Raw genomic sequence first — 18,787 nt, 5'->3', positions numbered from 1 at the left:
TACGGATGGATGCGCAGAAGTTGCTCGAGGCCGTCGACCAGGAACGGTGGCAGGGCGATGTCGCGGACCGCAGCCGTGGTTTGGGTGGGCCAAGTAGTTGGTGGCCGGCTAGTTCCTGCAGCGCGCCCACGGTTGCGGAGACGTGGATGGCCCCGATGTCGAGGTGCAGGTTGCCTCGAGTGGAGCGAGGAGCTCGCTGATGCGCATGCCGGTGTAGGCGGCGGTGATCACCAGCGTGTGGGTGGTGGTGTTGGGCATGCGGGCGGCGATCTGTCTCGCCCCGGGTTTGATGGAGACATCGAAACCTGGGAGAAGATGTAGTTATGCCGGCACCGAAGAAGTACCCCGATGAGCTGCGTGAGCGTGCGACCCGGTTAGCGGTCGAGGCTCGCCGGGACCCGGCATCGAGTGTGGGGGCGATCCGCAGGATCGCCGATCAGCTCGGGATCCATCCGGAGGCGTTGCGTGGCTGGGTGAAGAAGGCCGAGGTCGACGCCGGGGACCGGCCGGGCACCACCACCAGCGACGCGGAACGGCTGGCCGCGCTCGAGCGGGAGAATCGTGAGCTGCGCCGGGCGAACCAGATCCTGAAGTCCGCGGCGTCTTTCTTCGCGGCGGAGCTGGACCGTCCGTCGCGATGAAGGTCGCCTTCATCGACTCGCAGAAGGCCGAACACGGTGTCCAGCCGGTCCTGCAGGCGCTCGAAAGCACGCCGGCGCAGATCGCACCCTCGACCTACTACGCCGCGAAAACCCGCCCCGCCTCGGCCCGCTCACGGCGCGATGAACAGCTGACGGCGACGATCGAGCGGATCCACGAGGAGAACTACGGCGTTTACGGGGCTCGCAAGATCTGGCACGAGTTGCACCGCCAAGGCGAGCTGGTGGCCCGGTGCACTGTCGAACGGCTCATGCAAGCGGCCGGGCTGCGAGGGCTGCTGCGCGACAAGTCGCCGCGCACGACCCGGCCCGCGCCGGAGACCGGCCGCCCTCATGACCTGGTCAAACGGGACTTCACCGCGCAAGCTCCGAACCAGCTGTGGGTCGCGGACCTGACCTACGTGCGCACCAGCGTGGGCTGGGTCTACGCCGCGTTCGTCCTGGACGTGTACTCCCGCATGATCGTCGGCTGGCAGGTATCCACGTCGCTCTACACGGATCTGGCGTTGGACGCGTTGAAGATGGCCATCTGGCGCCGCGAGAATCAGGGCGCTGACCTGCAAGGACTTGTGCATCACTCCGACCGCGGGGTCCAATACCGAGCGATCCGCTACAGCCAGCGCCTCGCCGAGGCCGGCGCGGTCGCCTCGGTCGGCTCGAAGGGCGACTCCTACGACAACGCGATGGCCGAGGCGTTCAACTCGCTCTACAAAGCCGAACTCGTGCGCAACAAAGGCCCCTGGCGCGGCCTGGACGACCTGGAGATGGCCACCGTCGAATACATCGACTGGTACAACAACCGCCGGCTGCACGGCGAACTCGACCACGTCCCGCCCGCCGAACACGAGGCACTACACGCGATGACCCAGCCGGTCACCGCAACCCTCGAAACCAGCTAACCAACTCTCCACCAAACCCGGGGCTTGACAAAACGATCGCCTCACGCACCGCGGGCAACGGCAACCTGAACTGGCTGTTCAACGACCACCAAGGTACTCAGCAGGTCAGCGTCAACGCCTCCACTCAACAAGTCAGCACGCGCCGGCAAACGCCATACGGCGTCCCCAGAGGCGACGTCCCGGTCTGGCCCACAAACAAAGGCTTCGTCGGTGGTGACAACGACCCCACCGGCATGATCCACCTCGGCGCCCGCGACTACGACCCCAAGCTCGGCCGATTCATCTCCGTCGACCCCATCCAAGACCTCACCGACCCACAACAGTGGAACGGCTACGCCTACGCCAACAACAACCCCGTAACCCTCAGCGACCCCAGCGGACTCTGGGCCAAAGACCCGGACATAGACGATCAATACGGTCGTCCACAGGAAAACACCGGAGACTACGGCGACCGCACACCCGGAAGCAGTAGCGATAAGGGCACAAACAAGGGCAGCGACGAAGACAGTACCTCCGGTGGCGACTCTGGACCTCAGGAATTTCTTAAGAAGTCGGTCCACCTCGATAAGCCTGCATATAAGGTAATGAAGGCTCGGGGGTATAGCGGTCAACAAGATGCTGCGTTGAAAGACCTTCTGGCGTTTGCGAGCGTCAGTCCCGAGAACTGGATTTATATCTGCACCATTGTGGGCGGTAGCTCGTCGGAAGACTGTGCCGACGCGAACCCCGTTGGCCCCTATCTTTCAGGAAAAGACCAGGCGATAATGGGTGGCGCAATCGTGGCAGGGTATGCCGCTCCCGCATTTTGCCTAGCTTTCCTTGCCGTATGCGCAAATTTCATTAAAAGTTCAATAGATGACGAAGCGGAATTCGCTGCAACCGGAAACCTCATCGGTTCTTGGACTGGCACTCTGACGGTCGGCGGTGGGGTCGTAGCCAAAATTATCGGAAAGGCGTGCAGTTTCAGCCCCGAGACCCCGGTCCTGATGGCCGACGGATCGACGAAAAAGATCGGCGAACTAGCTGACGGTGACCTCGTCTTGTCGGCAGACCCCGATGTAAAGGGCAACTTGGTCGGGCAGGTCGAGAAGGTCCACCGGAAATACGACTTCGACCTCGTTGACCTTCGTATCGAGGCGGGCCGAGTGTCAGCCGTCCTGCATACAACCTCTCTTCATCCATTCTGGTCAGAAAATCGGAATGCCTGGGTAGAAGTCAAGAACCTTCTTCCAGGCGATACCCTTCGAACGCCGGACGGCGGCTCTGCAACCGTCCTCACGAAGTCGGAAAGGCCCGATCCGGCGTGGATGTACAATCTAACCGTTGCAGACATCCACACTTACTATGTGCTCGCCGGCAATACTCCGGTCCTCGTGCACAACGATGGCGGCGTGCCGCCGTTCGTGGATGGGCAGGACTTCGAGTGGAACATTAAGACCCCGAAGGGAAATGTGGGAATGCTCGCAGAAACAAGTGTGAGCGGGGGGCGCGTTACGCTCTCCAACGTTGTGGTCTACGGGGATAATCCGGAGCTAACCCGCGGATCCTTGGGCACCTCGACCATGTTGAAAGCCTTGCGTGGACAAATTGCACCAGCGGCGGCTGCTCAGGGATTTAATGAGTTGACGATCTCAGGAATTCGGCTTACAGGGCCGGTTGGTCACCGTCCTGACTTCACCTTGGACCTAAAAAAGTACGCTGCTGGCGGAGAGTGCTAATGCAACCGCAAGAACGATATGAGGCTATACTGCAAGGCGCACGAAATTTGATTGCCGACGGCGAAAGTATGGAGTCCGCGCTCGGTTACATGAGGAGTGCTGGGTTTTCGCAGATTGAGTGTGTAAAGGCAGTAAAATCCCTGATAGGTGGAAATCTTAGCCAGGCCAAGGAAATAGTTCATTTTAGCGAAACGTGGTCTGATATGAGGGTGCATCAGGAGCGGTTTCATAAGGATCTAAGTGATGGTTTGAGTGCCGAATAGCTTCGGGAACGCCCATCCATGAGAGCGGCCCGGTAATATGGAGGCTTAAGCACCTCGCCGCTACTGCCAGCGTTCTATATGTCGGCGGCATAAGTGAACATTTGCACCATCTGCCTATCTTGGGAGTGCGCGATTCGTTCAATGGGGGTACCTCTGCTAAGCGCGCTACATCCCGCCCCTACGAGATCCTGCTGAAGGTTTTCCAGAAGTAGGGATTCCGGTTGCTGGCACCCTACTCGAGAGCCGACTCCGCGTCCGGATCTGCCGCGATCCGCTCGCCACCCCGCGTTACGGCTGCCGGGGCGGCGGCCGATGTGCGCTCCTGGGAAGCAATGATGGATCTCATGGGCCATGAGCATCAACGCTTCCGAAAGCCGGTGTCGGCAACACCGACTGAGGTGCGTAACGGCGCTCCGCCGGGGCGAGGTGTCCACCGCCCTGGACGCCATGGTCGGCGCCGTTCTATATGGCGACGGGGATTGGGAGGAGCTACGAGGCCTCTATCTTGCCCTACTCGATCATCATGATCGCCAAGTGAGACTGCTTGCCGCGACTTGCCTGGGGCACCTGGCGAGGGTTTATGGCCGGCTGGACGAAGGCCGGGTGGTCCCTAAGTTACGCCAGCTCGGTGCGACCAACGCGCTGTCGGATATCGAGGTCTTTCTTCATCCGAGGCGTACGCGTTGGCGCGGTCGGCTACGGAAAGCCTTTCGCTCCTGGACTTGGTTTTAGGTCCGGTGTCCGAGCAGCGGCGACCATGTTCGCTCCCGTCCTCATCTGCGCGAGTCGCGTGGCGGCGGGCTCGGTCGGCGGTGCGTCTTCCCGGCCGGGTAGCCGCCGAAAGCACGCCACTCGATCATGCCCGTCCGCTCCATGCTGCTGCGACGTCGAGTTGGTCCAGTAGGGTCCTTACCCGTAACGGAGTCGGAATGGACACGTTGATCGGACGCAAGCTGGTAAAGGTCGAACGGTTAGGCTGGCACCAGGCCGGTGAACTCGATGATCCCAGCGTTGGGCCGATACACCTCGTATTCGAGGGCTGCCATGGCATCTTCTTCTCGGGCGCAAGCGACTGGTCGCTGGAGGTCGTCGAGACCGCTCCAGGAAGTACCGGTTGGCTTGACGCCTATGACTACGTCTGGGACGGGTCGCGTTGGTCGTTGCGGGACGCGTCTGTTGAAGCGCCGTTCGCCGCGGTTATCGGCGAGCCGCTCGCTGGTGGGGAGTCGATCCGCAACGAGGTTGATGAGGTGATTGGTCTTCATCTGACCTTCGGTGGCAAGGTTCTCACGCTCAAGACCTGGGAAGGCGAGGTCAAAACATAAACGATCGATCCGACGCCACTCGCCGTGACCCCGTTGCCCCGGCGCCGCGGATGGCGGGCTGCCGTCTTGCACACCGACGGAGATCACACCGGAGCTGCGCTATCGGATCGCCACAGGCATCCCCCGCCGGCGCCGGACCATCAGGTCCTCGACGAGCTGGCTGCTCTGCAGCGGCTGCTCTTGATCCTCGACGACGGTGCCGCTGCGGGTGAGGTGATTATCGCCGACGCCCTCGCGATGTTAACGGCCGCACCGCCACGCCGGTGGAGAGCGATGCGGAGCTGACCGCGACTGTGGAGCAGCTGGTGGAACAGCGGGAGGGGCAGAACCTCTGACGGGATCCTGCCCCTCCGACGCTGGTTGCGGGAGTCACCCGCGCCAGTGACTGCTGGTCACCACTGCCACCGCACGTTGACTCCGGTGTCGAGGTGGTACTCGACGCCGTCCGGGCTACCGGGGCTGGCTTCGAACGTGATCCAGCCCTTTGCGCACTTGCCGCCGGTGAGGTCCCGGTCGGTGTACGGCGGTGAAAGCAGACCGCCGCCGGTGACGATGATGTCCACCAACTGCTCGCCCTTGTCGTACGACAGCCGCCACGGCCCGGCTGAGACAGAGAACGCCTTGTCGCCGACGTTGCAGGTGCGCACCTGCACACCTTCGTTGCCCTGGAACCGTCGGTGGGCCAGTGCGGTGACGGTGGTGAGCGTGCCGTCGCTGGTGAACTTGTGGGACTGGCCGAGCTTGAGCGTGGTTGTGCCTGCAGGGCCCCCCGTCTCAGTCGGTGACGTGCGAACGGTGACCTGGGTGGTGGTCTGGGGTATCGCCGGCGCGGCGGGCGACGCGGCCGGCGTGCTGGCATCGGCGTGCCCAATGGCCCATCCGCCTGCCAGTCCGACGACAGCGGCGCCCACGACCGCAGCGACCCACGACGGGGTGCGGTTGGCCGGCGGACGAGCGATTTCGATGCGGGGTTCCACGGTGGCCCTTTCAAGATCATTTCAGGCGGCGTCGTTAAGGTAACGGTGCGTCCGGTGCGGCTGCCATACCCGAACGGGCAGGACGTTCAGTCGTCGGGCTGCCGGTGGTGCCCGAGCCCGGGAACATTGCTACGTCGCCGGGACGGGCAGAACCTCTAAGTGAGGTTCTGCCCGTCCTGCGGTGACCAATCCTGCACGGCGATGGATACCGATCCCCAGCGGTCATCCGGTTGCCCCGAGGCGATGTCTTGATCACCGCGCACCTACTGATAGGGCTCGCTCCGACTCGGCAGGGGTGGCGCCGGTGGGCCAACGTGGATGTCGGTCGACGCGCCATCCACGTCTCGGGGTGGACTGATCCGGGCCGACGCCCGTCACGGGGATCGGAGCGGCAGGGGGAGCAGGTTGGGAGCAGATTGCTGTTCCCAACCGCGTTGAGCTGCGCTGAACGGCCCTGAACTGCTGCGAACCTGGGTGGCGTTTCTGCAGGCCGTTCGTGTTTTCGCTGGTCAGCGAGTTGCAGCCCGCTCCGTTCACACCGGAGAGGTCACTGGTTCGATCCCAGTATCGCCCACATATTTCTGCAGGTCAGGCGGGGTTTCCGCCGGCCGTCCTGTAGATGGCTCCCAATATCTGGGAGCTTTTCTGCTCCCAGGGTAAGGGCCGAGTCCCCTGACCGGCCTTACGTTGGACGCCCGGGCCGGGTCACCCGATCGGCTTCAGCGAACAAGCTTCTCCCACGCCCAGGGGCTTTGAGCTGCGGCGGGACGCCCCGGGAGGCTCGGACGTTGGTGTTCAACGTCGCGATCAACCGCCGGGCGGACTCATGACTATTGGTCCGGAGGGGTCACCAGTAGCCGCTGTTGTCGAGCCAGCGTGCTTGCAGGTCCTCGAGAAGCCGGGCGGTCATGGTGGGTGTGACGTGGGCGTAGACGCCGCGGATGCCGGGGATGGCGTGGCCGAGCCGGTGGGCTTGGGCTACCTCGGGGGTGTGGTCTTCGTCCAGCCAGGTGCCGTGGGTGTGCCGCAGGTCGTGGAAGTGCATGCCGGCAACGATGGGTGGCCAGCCCCGTCGTGGGTTGCCGTCGCATGCGGGGCGCCAGTGGCGGTTGTTGAAGTCGGTGCGCCACAGCCATCGGCCGGCCGGTGAGCAGAAGACGATGTCGTACGGATGGATGCGCAGAAGTTGCTCGAGGCCGTCGACCAGGAACGGTGGCAGGGCGATGTCGCGGACCGCAGCCGTGGTTTGGGTGGGCCAAGTAGTTGGTGGCCGGCTAGTTCCTGCAGCGCGCCCACGGTTGCGGAGACGTGGATGGCCCCGATGTCGAGGTGCAGGTTGCCTCGAGTGGAGCGAGGAGCTCGCTGATGCGCATGCCGGTGTAGGCGGCGGTGATCACCAGCGTGTGGGTGGTGGTGTTGGGCATGCGGGCGGCGATCTGCCGAACCTGGGTCGCGGTGGCAAAAGGGCCGCGGCTCGCGGGGGCGGTTGCGCAGGCGGAGCCGGGCGGTGGGGTCGAAGTAGATGAGACGCTCGGCGATGGCCTCGCGGAGTAGTTGGCCGAGCAGGGTGATGGTGTGGCGCACGCTGGTGTCGGACAGGTGGGTCGACAGGTCGCGTGCGAAGGCTTTGACGTCTTTGCGGGTGATGGTGTCGATGCGTCGGTCGCCGAAGGCGGGCAGGATGTGGTTGCGGAGCAGGCTTTGGTAGCGGGCCATGGTCGACTCGGCGGCCAGGTGCGCGGGCAGCCATATGGAAACCCAGTCGCCGAGCCGCGGCGCCAGCGCAGACGGGTAGAGCTGCCGCATTTCCCGGGTGGTGTGGTTCAGCTGGGTGGCCCGTGCACGAGCGTCGTCGAGGTCGGCGTGGGTGCTGTCGGTGATGATGTGACCGGCCTGGCGGTAGCGAACCCGGTAGCGGCCTCCGCGATCTTCCGCCGCGGGCCGCACGCCGGGCGCCGCATCTCGCTCGTGAGGGAGCGGAAGGCTCACCTACTGTAATCGCCTGATAAGCCAGATATTGCGCGATCTGGCTTTGATCGTTGCGGCTGCACGGATCAGCCTGCCGGCGCTGACACGGCGCGGCCTCCGGAGGTCAATCGGCGAACCGCAGCTCATCCGCTTAGTGTGATCGTCGACACACCTTGAGTGAGTCTAGTTGATCTTTTCCCAGGTGGGGACACGACTATCAGTTTTAGTTGCCGGGCATCAATCTCTATTCATTGCTCAGGATGTTTACAGGTTGGTGTGCAGGTATCTACGTTCTCGGATGTCGATCACTTTCCGTGTGGAAGGCGTCCATGTTGCGTGTCCGTAGGCGGGTCCCGCGTGCCCTTTTTCGGCCAGTATTGGCTGGATCTGTGGCGATTGCTGTTGTCGTAGCCGGGTCCACGGTGGCCTCTGGGCCGGCGTCCGCCGCACCGTTGAGCCGGGTGGGGGCGCCGCTGTCGGCGGCCGATGAGGTGTCGGCCAGGCGGTTGGCGTTGGCTTCGGGTGAACGTGTCGAGGTGTTGTCGGAGCGCACCCAGTACACCCAGGTCTTCGCGAATGCCGAGGGTGGTTTGACGGCGGAGTCGGCGGTGGTGCCGCAGCGGGTTCATCGCTCGGACGGCACCTGGGCCGATGTGGACTTGGCCCTGCAGGCTGGCACGGGCGACATCCGACCGAAGGCCTCGGTAGCAGACGTCCGGTTCTCCGACGGCGGCGCCGGTCCAATGGTGACGTTGGTGCGGTCGGGCAAGTCGTTGACGGTGTCGTGGCCGTTGGGCGATCTGCCGAAGCCGGTGGTCGACGGTGATTCCGCCACGTACGCCGATGTCCTGCCGCAGGTGGATCTGGTCCTTCGAGCGACTGTGGACGGCTTCGCTCATGTGCTGGTGGTCAAGACCGCGGCAGCGGCGGCCGATTCAAAGCTGGCGCAGATCCAGTTCGATCTCGGCGGTGACGTTCAGATCCGCCGGGGCCGAGATGGATCCCTCGCCGCAGTCGGTGGCGGCATGACCGTGGCGATGGCGGCGGCACCGATGATGTGGGACTCCCATCAAGCACCGCCGGCTGCGGCGAGGTCGGCTCAGGTGCAGCAGGGTGGTGCTGGTGATGATCCGTCTACGCCGACTGCTCCGGGGAACTCCGCTCACACGGCGCCGGTAACGACGGAGTTGACCGCGGCTGGTGATCTGGTGCTCAAGCCGGATGCGGGTCTGCTGTCGTCGGCGACTTTCCCGCTGTTCATCGATCCGCCGTGGAGCACGGGTAAATCGCGGTGGTCGTATTCGACGAACAACAACTCGAACAATACGGATCTGAGCGTGGCCCGGGTCGGTAGGGATCCGGACAGCGGGATTGTCTACCGCTCGCTGTTCGAGTTCCCGACCACGTTCCTCAAGGGCAAATACGTTCACGACGCGTACGTGCACATGGTGGTGGATCATTCGTGGTCGTGCGTGAACACGCCGAACACGCTGTTGACCTCGCCGCCGATCAGCGGTGTGCCGAGGACGGCGTGGAAGACGACCGGCTGGTATCTGAAGATGCTGGCGCAGGTGTCGTCGCACGCCAGTGAGGGCGGCGGGTGTGCGGACTCGCCGCAGCCGGACATGCCGGTCAACTTCAACACCGACACGCTCAAGGGGGCCGTTCAGAGCGCGGCGAACGCAGGCTCGTCGTCGGTCACGTTCGTGATGTCGGCGGTGGATTCCACGATTGCGGGGGAGTCAACGCTAGACCGGTGGAAGAAGTATCTGCCGGGTGACGCGAAGCTGATCACCGAGCTCGACAGCAGGCCGCAGCGGCCGACCGAGGTTTACGTCAACGGCGTACGTTGCCCCGATAGCAGCACCACGTCAGTGAGGATCGGCACGACGGCAGTGAAGTTCGCCGCGGTGATGCCCGACGCGGACAAGGACCAGTCGGTCGTCGCGTCCTGGAAGTGGGAGCACCTCGTCAATGGCACCTGGGTGGCGATGACGGCTCCCGCAAACAGCAGCACACCGGCGAACAAGCTCGCCACGAGCGTGGTGGTCTCCGGTGCGGGCAACAACCAGGTCTACCGCTTCTCGGTGTCTGGTACAGACCCGAGCCCGTACAGCCAAAACAGCGGGTGGACGAATTGGTGCCAGTTCCAGATCGATACCACCATTCCGGTGGTGACCGGGGTACTGGTCGGGGACCCACCGGGTCCTGGCGAGCCCGCTGTCATCAAACTCAGCACACCGAGCATGGACCTGGTGAAGTTCCGCTACGGGTGGAGCGCGGCTGTCACGGAGGTCCTTCCGACGGTCGTCACGGCAACGACGAAGTCAGTGACGCTGACCCTAGATGTACCCAAGTACGGATTCAACAATCTGTACATCGCCGGTGTCGACTCCACCGGCAACGTCGGAGATGGCAAACCGGTGACGTTCACCGCAAGACGCGCCTCGCCGGCGGTAGCCCAGTGGCGCCTGGAGTACTACCCTGGGGCGCCATCTGACGAGGCCGTTGCCGACCGGCAACCCGCCCTGGCCGGCGACACCCCGTTGGCCCCTAACGGGGTGGGCTGGGAAGACAACCACCGTCTCGTCCAGGGCAAGCAAGCGACGTTCACCGGCAGCAGCGTTCTCACGACGACTGGTCCGGTGCTCAACACGGCGCAGAGCTTCGGCATGGCGGCCTGGGTGCGCCTCGACAGGGACGGTGAGTTCCAGAACCTGATCGAGCAAGACGGCGTCAACGGCACGAACTTCCATTTGCACTACCGCACCGACGACCGCAACGGCGACGGCGTCGCGGACAAGTCGATCTGCCTGCTGATGCGCGACAGCGACTCAGCGAGCGCCTCCGGTGTGCAGGCATGCGCGATCAACTCCGTCACGGCCGGCCGGTGGATCCACGTCGCGGCCGCGTTCGACAGCGGCGAACGCAAGATCCGGATCTGGACCGACGGCGTGCTGCGCCAGGAGGTGTCCACCACCTCGATCACCGCGTGGGAGTCGGCGGGACCGGTGCGCATCGGCAATCGGATGCTCAGCCCCGGCAACGAAGTCGCCTACCTGAACGGTGCCGTCGCGGACGTGCAGCTGTTCGACCGGGCCATCGTGCAGGAAGACCTCACCGGCGACCAGACCGATCCGGACGACGCGGTCCAGGGCGAACGCGGCATCCTCGAACCGATCCAGGTAGCCCGGTGGGACTTCGAAGACGCGTGGGCATGTTACGACCCCTCCAGCGACGAGTTCTGTAAGGAGCCGGACGGCACGGCTTTCGACCGGCGACTCAGGTTCACCTATGGGGTCACCCTGGGCGAAGGCGGCACCGGCAACTTCGGTCAATTCGACAACTCGATCGACGACAGCCTGGGCGCCGTGACCAAGGAGTATGCGGTGTCGCAGCGCAACACCGGCACCGATGACAGTCCTCAATGGCAGGACGCTCCCGTGCTTGAAACAGGCCAATCGTTCACGGTTACCGCACGAGTGCAACTCGACGACGTGAAGAAGACCATGACTGCGGTTGCTTCCAAGGGGGCTAAGGAGTCCGCGTTCTACCTAGGCACCCGCGTTTCGACGGTGAACGGCGCCAGCGGGGCCCGGTTCGAGGTGATGGTACCCACCGTGGATCAGGACACTGGGGTGAGTTTTACCCACGTCATCGCGCCGGACTTGCTGGTGGTCGACGATTCGGGCGCGTGGCATGACCTGAGCATGGTCTACGACGCCGGCAGCCGGCGTGTCAGCCTCTACGTCAATGGCCTGCTCAAGGCGAGCCAAGTGCTCCCGACTCCCATGATCAGCACGGCGGGGCCGCTAACTGTGGGCAGCGGGTGGTACACCGCCGCCGGTAACGCCGGCAACTTTACCGACACCTTCCTCGGCGGCATCGACAACGTGAATATCTATCAAGGTGCGATGACCCAGTCCCAGGTCGCAGCCCTTTACCCGCGCACGGAGGCCTGAGAGCAATGTCCACCACCAGAGGGGCCATGCGCGCAGGAAAATTCATGATCGGCCGCCTGTCGGCAGCCGTCCGGCTGCGCCTGTCGATCGGATCTGCGTCCGCGCTCATCCTGGCCTCGTCACTGCTGGCCGTACCTCCGGCACCCGCGGTGGCCACGCCAACCGGCGAGCACCTGACCGGCCAGATCGATCCACTCAACACGCACGGAGCAGAAGTCCACGGCATCGCCCACAAAGCGGCAGCCCCACCGGACGTCTCCCTGCCGGCGCCCGTCTGGCCGACAGCGGGAACCAAACTCACCGTCGCGAACGCACCGACCGCTCGATCGCAAGCTACCTCCCGTTCAGCGCCCGCAGCGGCGACGGCCACCGTGCTCGACCGGGCGACACTGCCATCGGCCTGGCAAGCCGGCATCGTCGCTCGAGTAAACGCCGACGCTGCAACGACTGCCACACTGACGGCGAACTACGCCAGCTACCGGCACGCCTACGGCGGCGACTGGGCGTCCCGGCTGCGACTATGGACCCTCCCGGACTGCGCCCTCACCAGCCCAGAGAAGCCCGGCTGCTCAGCGACGCCGCTACCGACACGCAACGACGCCGCCAACTCCACCCTCACCGCCCCGGTCAACGTCCCAGCCATCTCGGCCACGGCGAAGAGCTCCGCAAGCACACTGATCGCGGTCGCCGCCGAGGCGGCCGGCGACTCCGGCGACTTCGGCGCCACCCCGCTGAACGCCTCGTCGACCTGGTCGGTCGGCGGCGCTGCGGGCGCCTTCAACTGGTCGTACGGAATGCGCGTCCCCCCAGGCATCGCAGGACCATCCCCCAAGGTCGAGCTGTCCTACGACTCGGCCAGCGTGGACGGCCGCTCATCAGCGAGTAACAACCAGCCATCCTGGATCGGCGAAGGCTTCGAGTATGCCCCCGGCTTCATCGAACGCCGTTACGTCGCGTGCAACGACGACAAGACCGGCGGGAACAACCCCGCCCAGTCCGGTGATCTGTGCTGGCGTTCCCAGAACGCGGTCATGTCGCTTGGCGGGTCCAGCACCGAGCTGATCTACCAGGAAGGCAAAGGCTGGCACGGCCGCGCCGAAGACGGGTCGAAAATCGAACTGCTGACCGGCGCCGACAACAGCAGTGAGGGCGGCGAGTACTGGAAGGTCACCACCACCGACGGCACCCAGTACTTCTTCGGCCGTAACAAACTGCCTGGGCAATCCGCCGCGACGAACTCCGCCTGGAATGTTCCGGTGTACAGCAACAACACCAACGACCCTGGACACGCCGATACCTTCGCCGCCTCCCGCCATCAACGGCCCTGGCGGTGGAACCTCGACTACGCCGTCGATGTACACGGAAACACCATCAGCTACTGGTACAACAAGAAGACCAACCAGTACGCGGCGGAACACACCGAGAGCAAGCATCTCCCATACGACCGCAGTGGCTCTCTCAGCCGCATCGACTACGGCACCTGGGACCGCCTAACGCCGGCCGGTGCAGTCGACCGATCGGTAGCACCGACCGCCCGGGTCTGGTTCACCACCGCAGACCGGTGCCTGAGCAACTGCACGACCCACGGCGCCAACTGGCCCGACACCCCCTGGGACCAGGAATGCGCGGCCACCGCCACCACCTGTAAGGCCTTCAGCCCAACCTTCTGGAGCACAGAACGCCTGTCCGAGGTCCGCACCGAAGTGTGGGACACGAGCAAGGCCACACCGGCGTGGCAGAACGTGGACAAGTGGACGCTGACGCACAGCTTCCCCTCGCCGGGCGACGGTGAGAAGAGCGGACTGTGGCTCAGCTCGATCGTGCACACCGGCCTGGTCGGCACCACCACCGCGATGCCGCCGATCACGTTCACCCCGATCTCCAAGCCGAACCGGGTGCTGACCAAGACGAACACCACCAACAACTGGCAGCGCCTGGCAAACATCGTCACCGAGACCGGTGAACTCATCCAGGTCACCTATTCCCTGCCCGAGTGCGGAGCCGGGAACCTGCCGGCGGCCAACGCCAACACCATGCTGTGCTATCCGGTCATCGGCCCGGACCCGTTGAGCACCTCGGGTGGCGACCTCACCGAGTGGTGGCACAAGTACGTCGTCACCAAGGTGTCCGAGACCGACATGGACATGAACGGCGCTCAAGCACCCACCATCAACACCTACTACCACTACGACGGCACCCCGGCCTGGCACTACGCCGACGACGACGGCCTGAGTAAACCCAAGTACAAGACCTGGGACCAGTTCCGCGGCTACAAAACCGTCGACGTCCAAGTCGGGGACAGCAACCCGACCCTGACCCGGACCACCTACATGCGCGGCATGCACGGTGACCGCGGCGACAACGCCGGCAGCACCACCCGCAATGTCATCTCCTCCGCCTCGCTGGGCACTGAGACCGTTTACGACGAGGACCAGTTCGCTGGCATGGTCCGCGAACAAGTGCTCTACAACGGCACCGACGACAAGCCGGTCTCCAAGACCGTCAACGTGCCATGGCGCTCCCCAGCGACTGCCTCCCGCACCATCAACGGCGACACCGTTGAGGCCCGCTACGTCGGAATCCAGACCACGTACGAGGGCACCGCCCTCGGCGTCAACGGCGCCCGCGGCTGGCGCGTCACCAGCAAACACAGCACTTTCGACGACACCTACGGCGTCGTGAAAACGGCACAGGACAACGGCGACATCGCCAAGACCGGCGACGAACGCTGCGTGACCACCACCTACAACCGCAACACCAGCAAAAACCTGCTCGTCCTGCCCAAGCGCGTGACGGCCACCGCCACCACCTGCGATGTCGCCCCCACCAAACCTGAGCAGGTCATCTCCGACGCCCTATCGTTCTACGACGGCGCGACCAGCGCCGATACCGCACCGACATACGGAGACATCACCCGCACGGACAACCTCAAGAACTGGACCGCCGCCAGCGGCACTACCTGGCAAACCACCAACACGGCCAGCGTCGACGCGTTCGGCCGCGCCGTCAGCGCCACCGACGCGGTGCGGGGAAATACCACCACGACCGTCTTCACCCCGACAAACTCCAGTCCTTGGCAGCGCAAGGACACTACGCAGCAAGGCTGGACCAGCACCGTCCAGGTGAATCCCGCCTGGGGCACTACCACGAAAACCACCGACCCCAACGGCCGTATCGAAGAAGCCATCTACGATCCGCTCGGCCGTACCTGGAAGGTCTGGGACGAAGGCTGGACCAGCACAGAACACGCCACCCAGCCTCTTGCCACCTATAACTACGCCATCGACCCTGCCCGTGCCGCCTACCCGTACGTGAAAACCGACACGGTCAATCCCGGCGGCGGCATTACGACCTCGTACCAGATCTTCGACGCTCTGCTACGCCCACGCCAGGCCCAAGCCGCGGCCGTCGGCGGTGAAGGCCGAGTAGTCACCGACACGATCTACGACGCCTACGGGCGCACCGAGAAGACCTTCCGCGCCTACACCACCCCCGGTGACCCGTCCGGCACGCTGTGGGCCGGCCCCGAATGGGCCGTACCCGCCGAAACCGTCAACGTGTACGACCGGGCCGGCCGCCTCACCGACGCGGTCTTCCGCTCGAGCGACGGCGTCACCAACCTGGTCGACAAATGGCGGACCACCACCAGCTATGAAGGCGACCGCACCACCGTCACACCCCCGAAGGGTGGCACCACCACCACGACGCTGACCGACGCGCAGGGCCGGACCAGTGAACTTCGCGAATACTCCACCGCAGCCGGAACGGCCGGCGCCTACGTAGCCACGAAGTACACCTACGACCCGAAGGGCCAGCTCACCAACGTCACCGACACCGCCGGCGACACCTGGAACTACACCTACGACATCCTCGGCCGGAAGATCGAAAGCAACGACCCGGACAAGGGTCACTCCCTGTCCAGCTACAACGACGCCGGCGATGTCACCCGCACACAGGATGCCCGTGGCGAAGTACTCGCGTACACCTACGACGCCCTCGGCCGCAAAACGGCTGTCTACGACGACGCCGTAGCCGACGCCAACAAACGCGGCGAATGGAAGTACGACAAACTCGCCAGCGGCGCACCCATGCGCGGTCAGCTGACCGAGACCGACCGGTACGACGGCAACGGCAACGCCTACAAATGGCAAGCCGTCGGCTTCAACCTGCGCTACCAGATCTCCGGTGAGCAATGGGTCATCCCAAACGTCGACGGCAACCCGGCCGGCACCTACACCTACAGCCACGGCTACACCGCCGCCGGAGGCGCACCCACCACCCTCACCTACCCGGCCGCCGGTGACCTCACCAAGGAAACCGTCACCACCGTCTACGACCAGACCACTGGCCTGCCGAAATTCCTCAACACCGACCTGGCCGACGCCAAGTCCTACGTCGTCGGACAGCAATACACCGGCTACGGCGAGCCCACCGTCACCACGAGGAAGACCGGCAGCGGCGTTTACGTCGAGGACAACCGGTCCTACGAGCTCGACACCCGCCGCCTGCAGGAAGTCACCATCAGGCCCGAGACGGCGACGGGCAACGTCTCCGACCAGACCTACAAATACCTACCCGCCGGCGGCGTCGAATCCATCACCGACTCACCGGTGATCGGGCAGGCGGACAAGCAGTGCTTCCTCTACGACCAACTCCAGCGACTCACCTCCGCCTGGACCCCAAAAACTGACACCGAATGCGCCGTTGCCCCAAGCGTCAGTAACCTCGCCGGTCCCGCGCCGTATTGGTACGACTGGACCATCGACCAGCTCGGCAACCGCACCAGCGAAACCGCGCACACCACCGCTGGCAAAACCATACGAACCTATGCGGTCCCCGACGCCGGCCTGAATGTCGTTCGACCGCACGCCGTGACCTCTATGACCACCACCGAACCCGGCCAACCTGTCGGCACCGGTACCACGACCACATACACCTACGACGCCGCCGGAAACACGACCACCAGGCCAGGCGACACCGCAACACAGCAGCTGAGCTGGAACTCCGAAGACGAACTCGCCTCCATCACCGACGGCGACCAGAGCGTCACCAACCTGTACGACGCCGACGGCACCCGGCTGATCCGCCGCGACAGCACCGGCACGACCCTCTTCCTGCCTGGAATGGAGGTACGCCAAGCCGTCGGCGCCACGGCCAAGACCGGCACCCGCTACTACAGCTTCGCCGACAAAACGATCGCCTCACGCACCGCGGGCAACGGCAACCTGAACTGGCTGTTCAACGACCACCAAGGTACTCAGCAGGTCAGCGTCAACGCCTCCACTCAACAAGTCATCACGCGCCGGCAAACCCCATACGGCGTCCCCAGAGGCGACGTCCCGGTCTGGCCCACAAACAAGGGCTTCGTCGGTGGTGACAACGACCCCACCGGCCTGATCCACCTCGGCGCCCGCGACTACGACCCCAAGCTCGGCCGATTCATCTCCGTCGACCCCATCCAAGACCTCACCGACCCACAACAGTGGAACGGCTACGCCTACGCCAACAACAACCCCGTAACCCTCAGCGACCCCAGCGGACTCTGGGCCAAAGACCCGGACATAGACGATCAATACGGTCGTCCACAGGAAAACACCGGAGACTACGGCGACCGCACACCCGGAAGCAGTAGCGATAAGGGCACAAACAAGGGCAGCGACGAAGACAGTACCTCCGGTGGCGACTCTGGACCTCAGGAATTTCTTAAGAAGTCGGTCCACCTCGATAAGCCTGCATATAAGGTAATGAAGGCTCGGGGGTATAGCGGTCAACAAGATGCTGCGTTGAAAGACCTTCTCGCGTTTGCGAGCGTCAGTCCCGAGAACTGGATTTATGTCTGCACCATTGTGGGCGGTAGCTCGTCGGAAGACTGTGCCGACGCGAACCCCGTTGGCCCCTATCTTTCAGGCAAAGACCAGGCGATAATGGGTGGCGCAATCGTGGCAGGGTATGCCGCTCCCGCATTTTGCCTAGCTTTCCTTGCCGTATGCGCAAATTTCATTAAAAGTTCAATAGATGACGAAGCGGAATTCGCTGCAACCGGAAACCTCATCGGTTCTTGGACTGGCACTCTGACGGTCGGCGGTGGAGTCGTAGCCAAAATTATCGGAAAGGCGTGCAGTTTCAGCCCCGAGACCCCGGTCCTGATGGCCGACGGATCGACCAAAAAGATCGGCGAACTAGCTGACGGTGACCTCGTCTTGTCGGCAGACCCCGATGTAAAGGGCAACTTGGTCGGGCAGGTCGAGAAGGTCCACCGGAAATACGACTTCGACCTCGTTGACCTTCGTATCGAGGCGGGCCGAGTGTCAGCCGTCCTGCATACAACCTCTCTTCATCCATTCTGGTCAGAAAATCGGAATGCCTGGGTAGAAGTCAAGAACCTTCTTCCAGGCGATACCCTTCGAACGCCGGACGGCGGCTCTGCAACCGTCCTCACGAAGTCGGAAAGGCCCGATCCGGCGTGGATGTACAATCTAACCGTTGCAGACATCCACACTTACTATGTGCTCGCCGGCAATACTCCGGTCCTCGTGCACAACGATGGCGGCGTGCCGCCGTTCGTGGATGGGCAGGACTTCGAGTGGAACATTAAGACCCCGAAGGGAAATGTGGGAATGCTCGCAGAAACAAGTGTGAGCGGGGGGCGCGTTACGCTCTCCAACGTTGTGGTCTACGGGGATAATCCGGAGCTAACCCGCGGATCCTTGGGCACCTCGACCATGTTGAAAGCCTTGCGTGGACAAATTGCACCAGCGGCGGCTGCTCAGGGATTTAATGAGTTGACGATCTCAGGAATTCGGCTTACAGGGCCGGTTGGTCACCGTCCTGACTTCACCTTGGACCTAAAAAAGTACGCTGCTGGCGGAGGGTGCTAATGCAACCGCAAGAACGATATGAGGCTATACTGCAAGGCGCACGAAATTTGATTGCCGACGGCGAAAGTATGGAGTCCGCGCTCGGTTACATGAGGAGTGCTGGGTTTTCGCAGATTGAGTGTGTAAAGGCAGTAAAAT

Annotated in this window: 8 protein-coding genes; 5 read left to right on the top strand and 3 right to left on the bottom strand. The window is 63.7% G+C overall.

Annotated elements, in window-relative coordinates; translation table 11 throughout:
* The first annotated feature begins 323 nt into the window (after positions 1-323).
* The 3 genes from ACQP2X_RS39115 (at position 324) to ACQP2X_RS39105 (ending at position 4,864) form a co-directional block, all read left to right on the top strand.
* Positions 324-1,558 (top strand): IS3 family transposase gene (locus tag ACQP2X_RS39115; protein WP_498690576.1). Its coding sequence is split into 2 segments (ribosomal slippage): positions 324-603 and positions 603-1,558, totalling 1,236 coding nucleotides; the frame shifts between segments, so codons are not numbered across the junction.
* Positions 1,447-3,276: an RHS repeat-associated core domain-containing protein gene (locus tag ACQP2X_RS39110; protein ID WP_498701152.1), complete on the top strand. Its 1,830-nt coding sequence runs from the start codon at positions 1,447-1,449 to the stop codon at positions 3,274-3,276. Before ACQP2X_RS39115 ends, ACQP2X_RS39110 begins: the two co-directional genes overlap by 112 nt.
* Before the next feature lie 1,192 nt (positions 3,277-4,468).
* Positions 4,469-4,864: a hypothetical protein gene (locus ACQP2X_RS39105; protein WP_498690575.1), complete on the top strand. Its 396-nt coding sequence runs from the start codon at positions 4,469-4,471 to the stop codon at positions 4,862-4,864.
* A 392-nt stretch (positions 4,865-5,256) separates the two neighbouring features.
* On the opposite strand, the gene ACQP2X_RS39100 is transcribed toward ACQP2X_RS39105, so the two are convergent.
* The 3 genes from ACQP2X_RS39100 to ACQP2X_RS39090 form a co-directional block, all read right to left on the bottom strand.
* Positions 5,257-5,841 carry a hypothetical protein gene (locus ACQP2X_RS39100; RefSeq protein WP_498690574.1) on the bottom strand — a complete coding sequence of 195 codons (585 nt, stop codon included), beginning with the start codon at positions 5,839-5,841 and terminating at the stop codon, positions 5,257-5,259.
* An 847-nt stretch (positions 5,842-6,688) separates the two neighbouring features.
* Positions 6,689-6,886, bottom strand: a complete 198-nt coding sequence (locus tag ACQP2X_RS39095) for a hypothetical protein (protein WP_498690573.1) — start codon at positions 6,884-6,886, stop codon at positions 6,689-6,691.
* Positions 6,820-7,557 (bottom strand): phage integrase central domain-containing protein, encoded by a 738-nt coding sequence (locus tag ACQP2X_RS39090; protein ID WP_498701151.1) that lies wholly within the window; start codon positions 7,555-7,557, stop codon positions 6,820-6,822. The genes ACQP2X_RS39095 and ACQP2X_RS39090 overlap by 67 nt, the downstream gene beginning before the upstream one ends.
* Positions 7,558-8,270: 713 nt before the next feature.
* Here ACQP2X_RS39090 and ACQP2X_RS39085 point away from each other — a divergent pair.
* Positions 8,271-11,771, top strand: coding sequence for a laminin G domain-containing protein (locus tag ACQP2X_RS39085; protein ID WP_498690572.1), 3,501 nt, complete (start codon positions 8,271-8,273; stop codon positions 11,769-11,771).
* 5 nt (positions 11,772-11,776) lie between these two features.
* Positions 11,777-18,649, top strand: coding sequence for an RHS repeat-associated core domain-containing protein (locus ACQP2X_RS39080; RefSeq protein ID WP_498690571.1), 6,873 nt, complete (start codon positions 11,777-11,779; stop codon positions 18,647-18,649).
* Positions 18,650-18,787: the final 138 nt, after the last annotated feature.

The organism is Actinoplanes sp. CA-131856 (assembly GCF_050956135.1).
Classification (GTDB): Bacteria; Actinomycetota; Actinomycetes; order Mycobacteriales; family Micromonosporaceae; genus Actinoplanes.
Note: the sequence above shows the minus strand (reverse complement) of the source record. Positions and strands in the feature narration are given on the sequence as shown.

Bases quoted from the DNA above. Each gene is read 5' to 3' on its own strand.
- ACQP2X_RS39080 (WP_498690571.1), top strand. From the start codon at position 11,777: ATGTCCACCACCAGAGGGGCCATGCGCGCAGGAAAATTCATGATCGGC.
- ACQP2X_RS39090 (WP_498701151.1), bottom strand. From the start codon at position 7,557: ATGGCCCGCTACCAAAGCCTGCTCCGCAACCACATCCTGCCCGCCTTC.
- ACQP2X_RS39095 (WP_498690573.1), bottom strand. From the start codon at position 6,886: ATGCACTTCCACGACCTGCGGCACACCCACGGCACCTGGCTGGACGAA.
- ACQP2X_RS39105 (WP_498690575.1), top strand. From the start codon at position 4,469: ATGGACACGTTGATCGGACGCAAGCTGGTAAAGGTCGAACGGTTAGGC.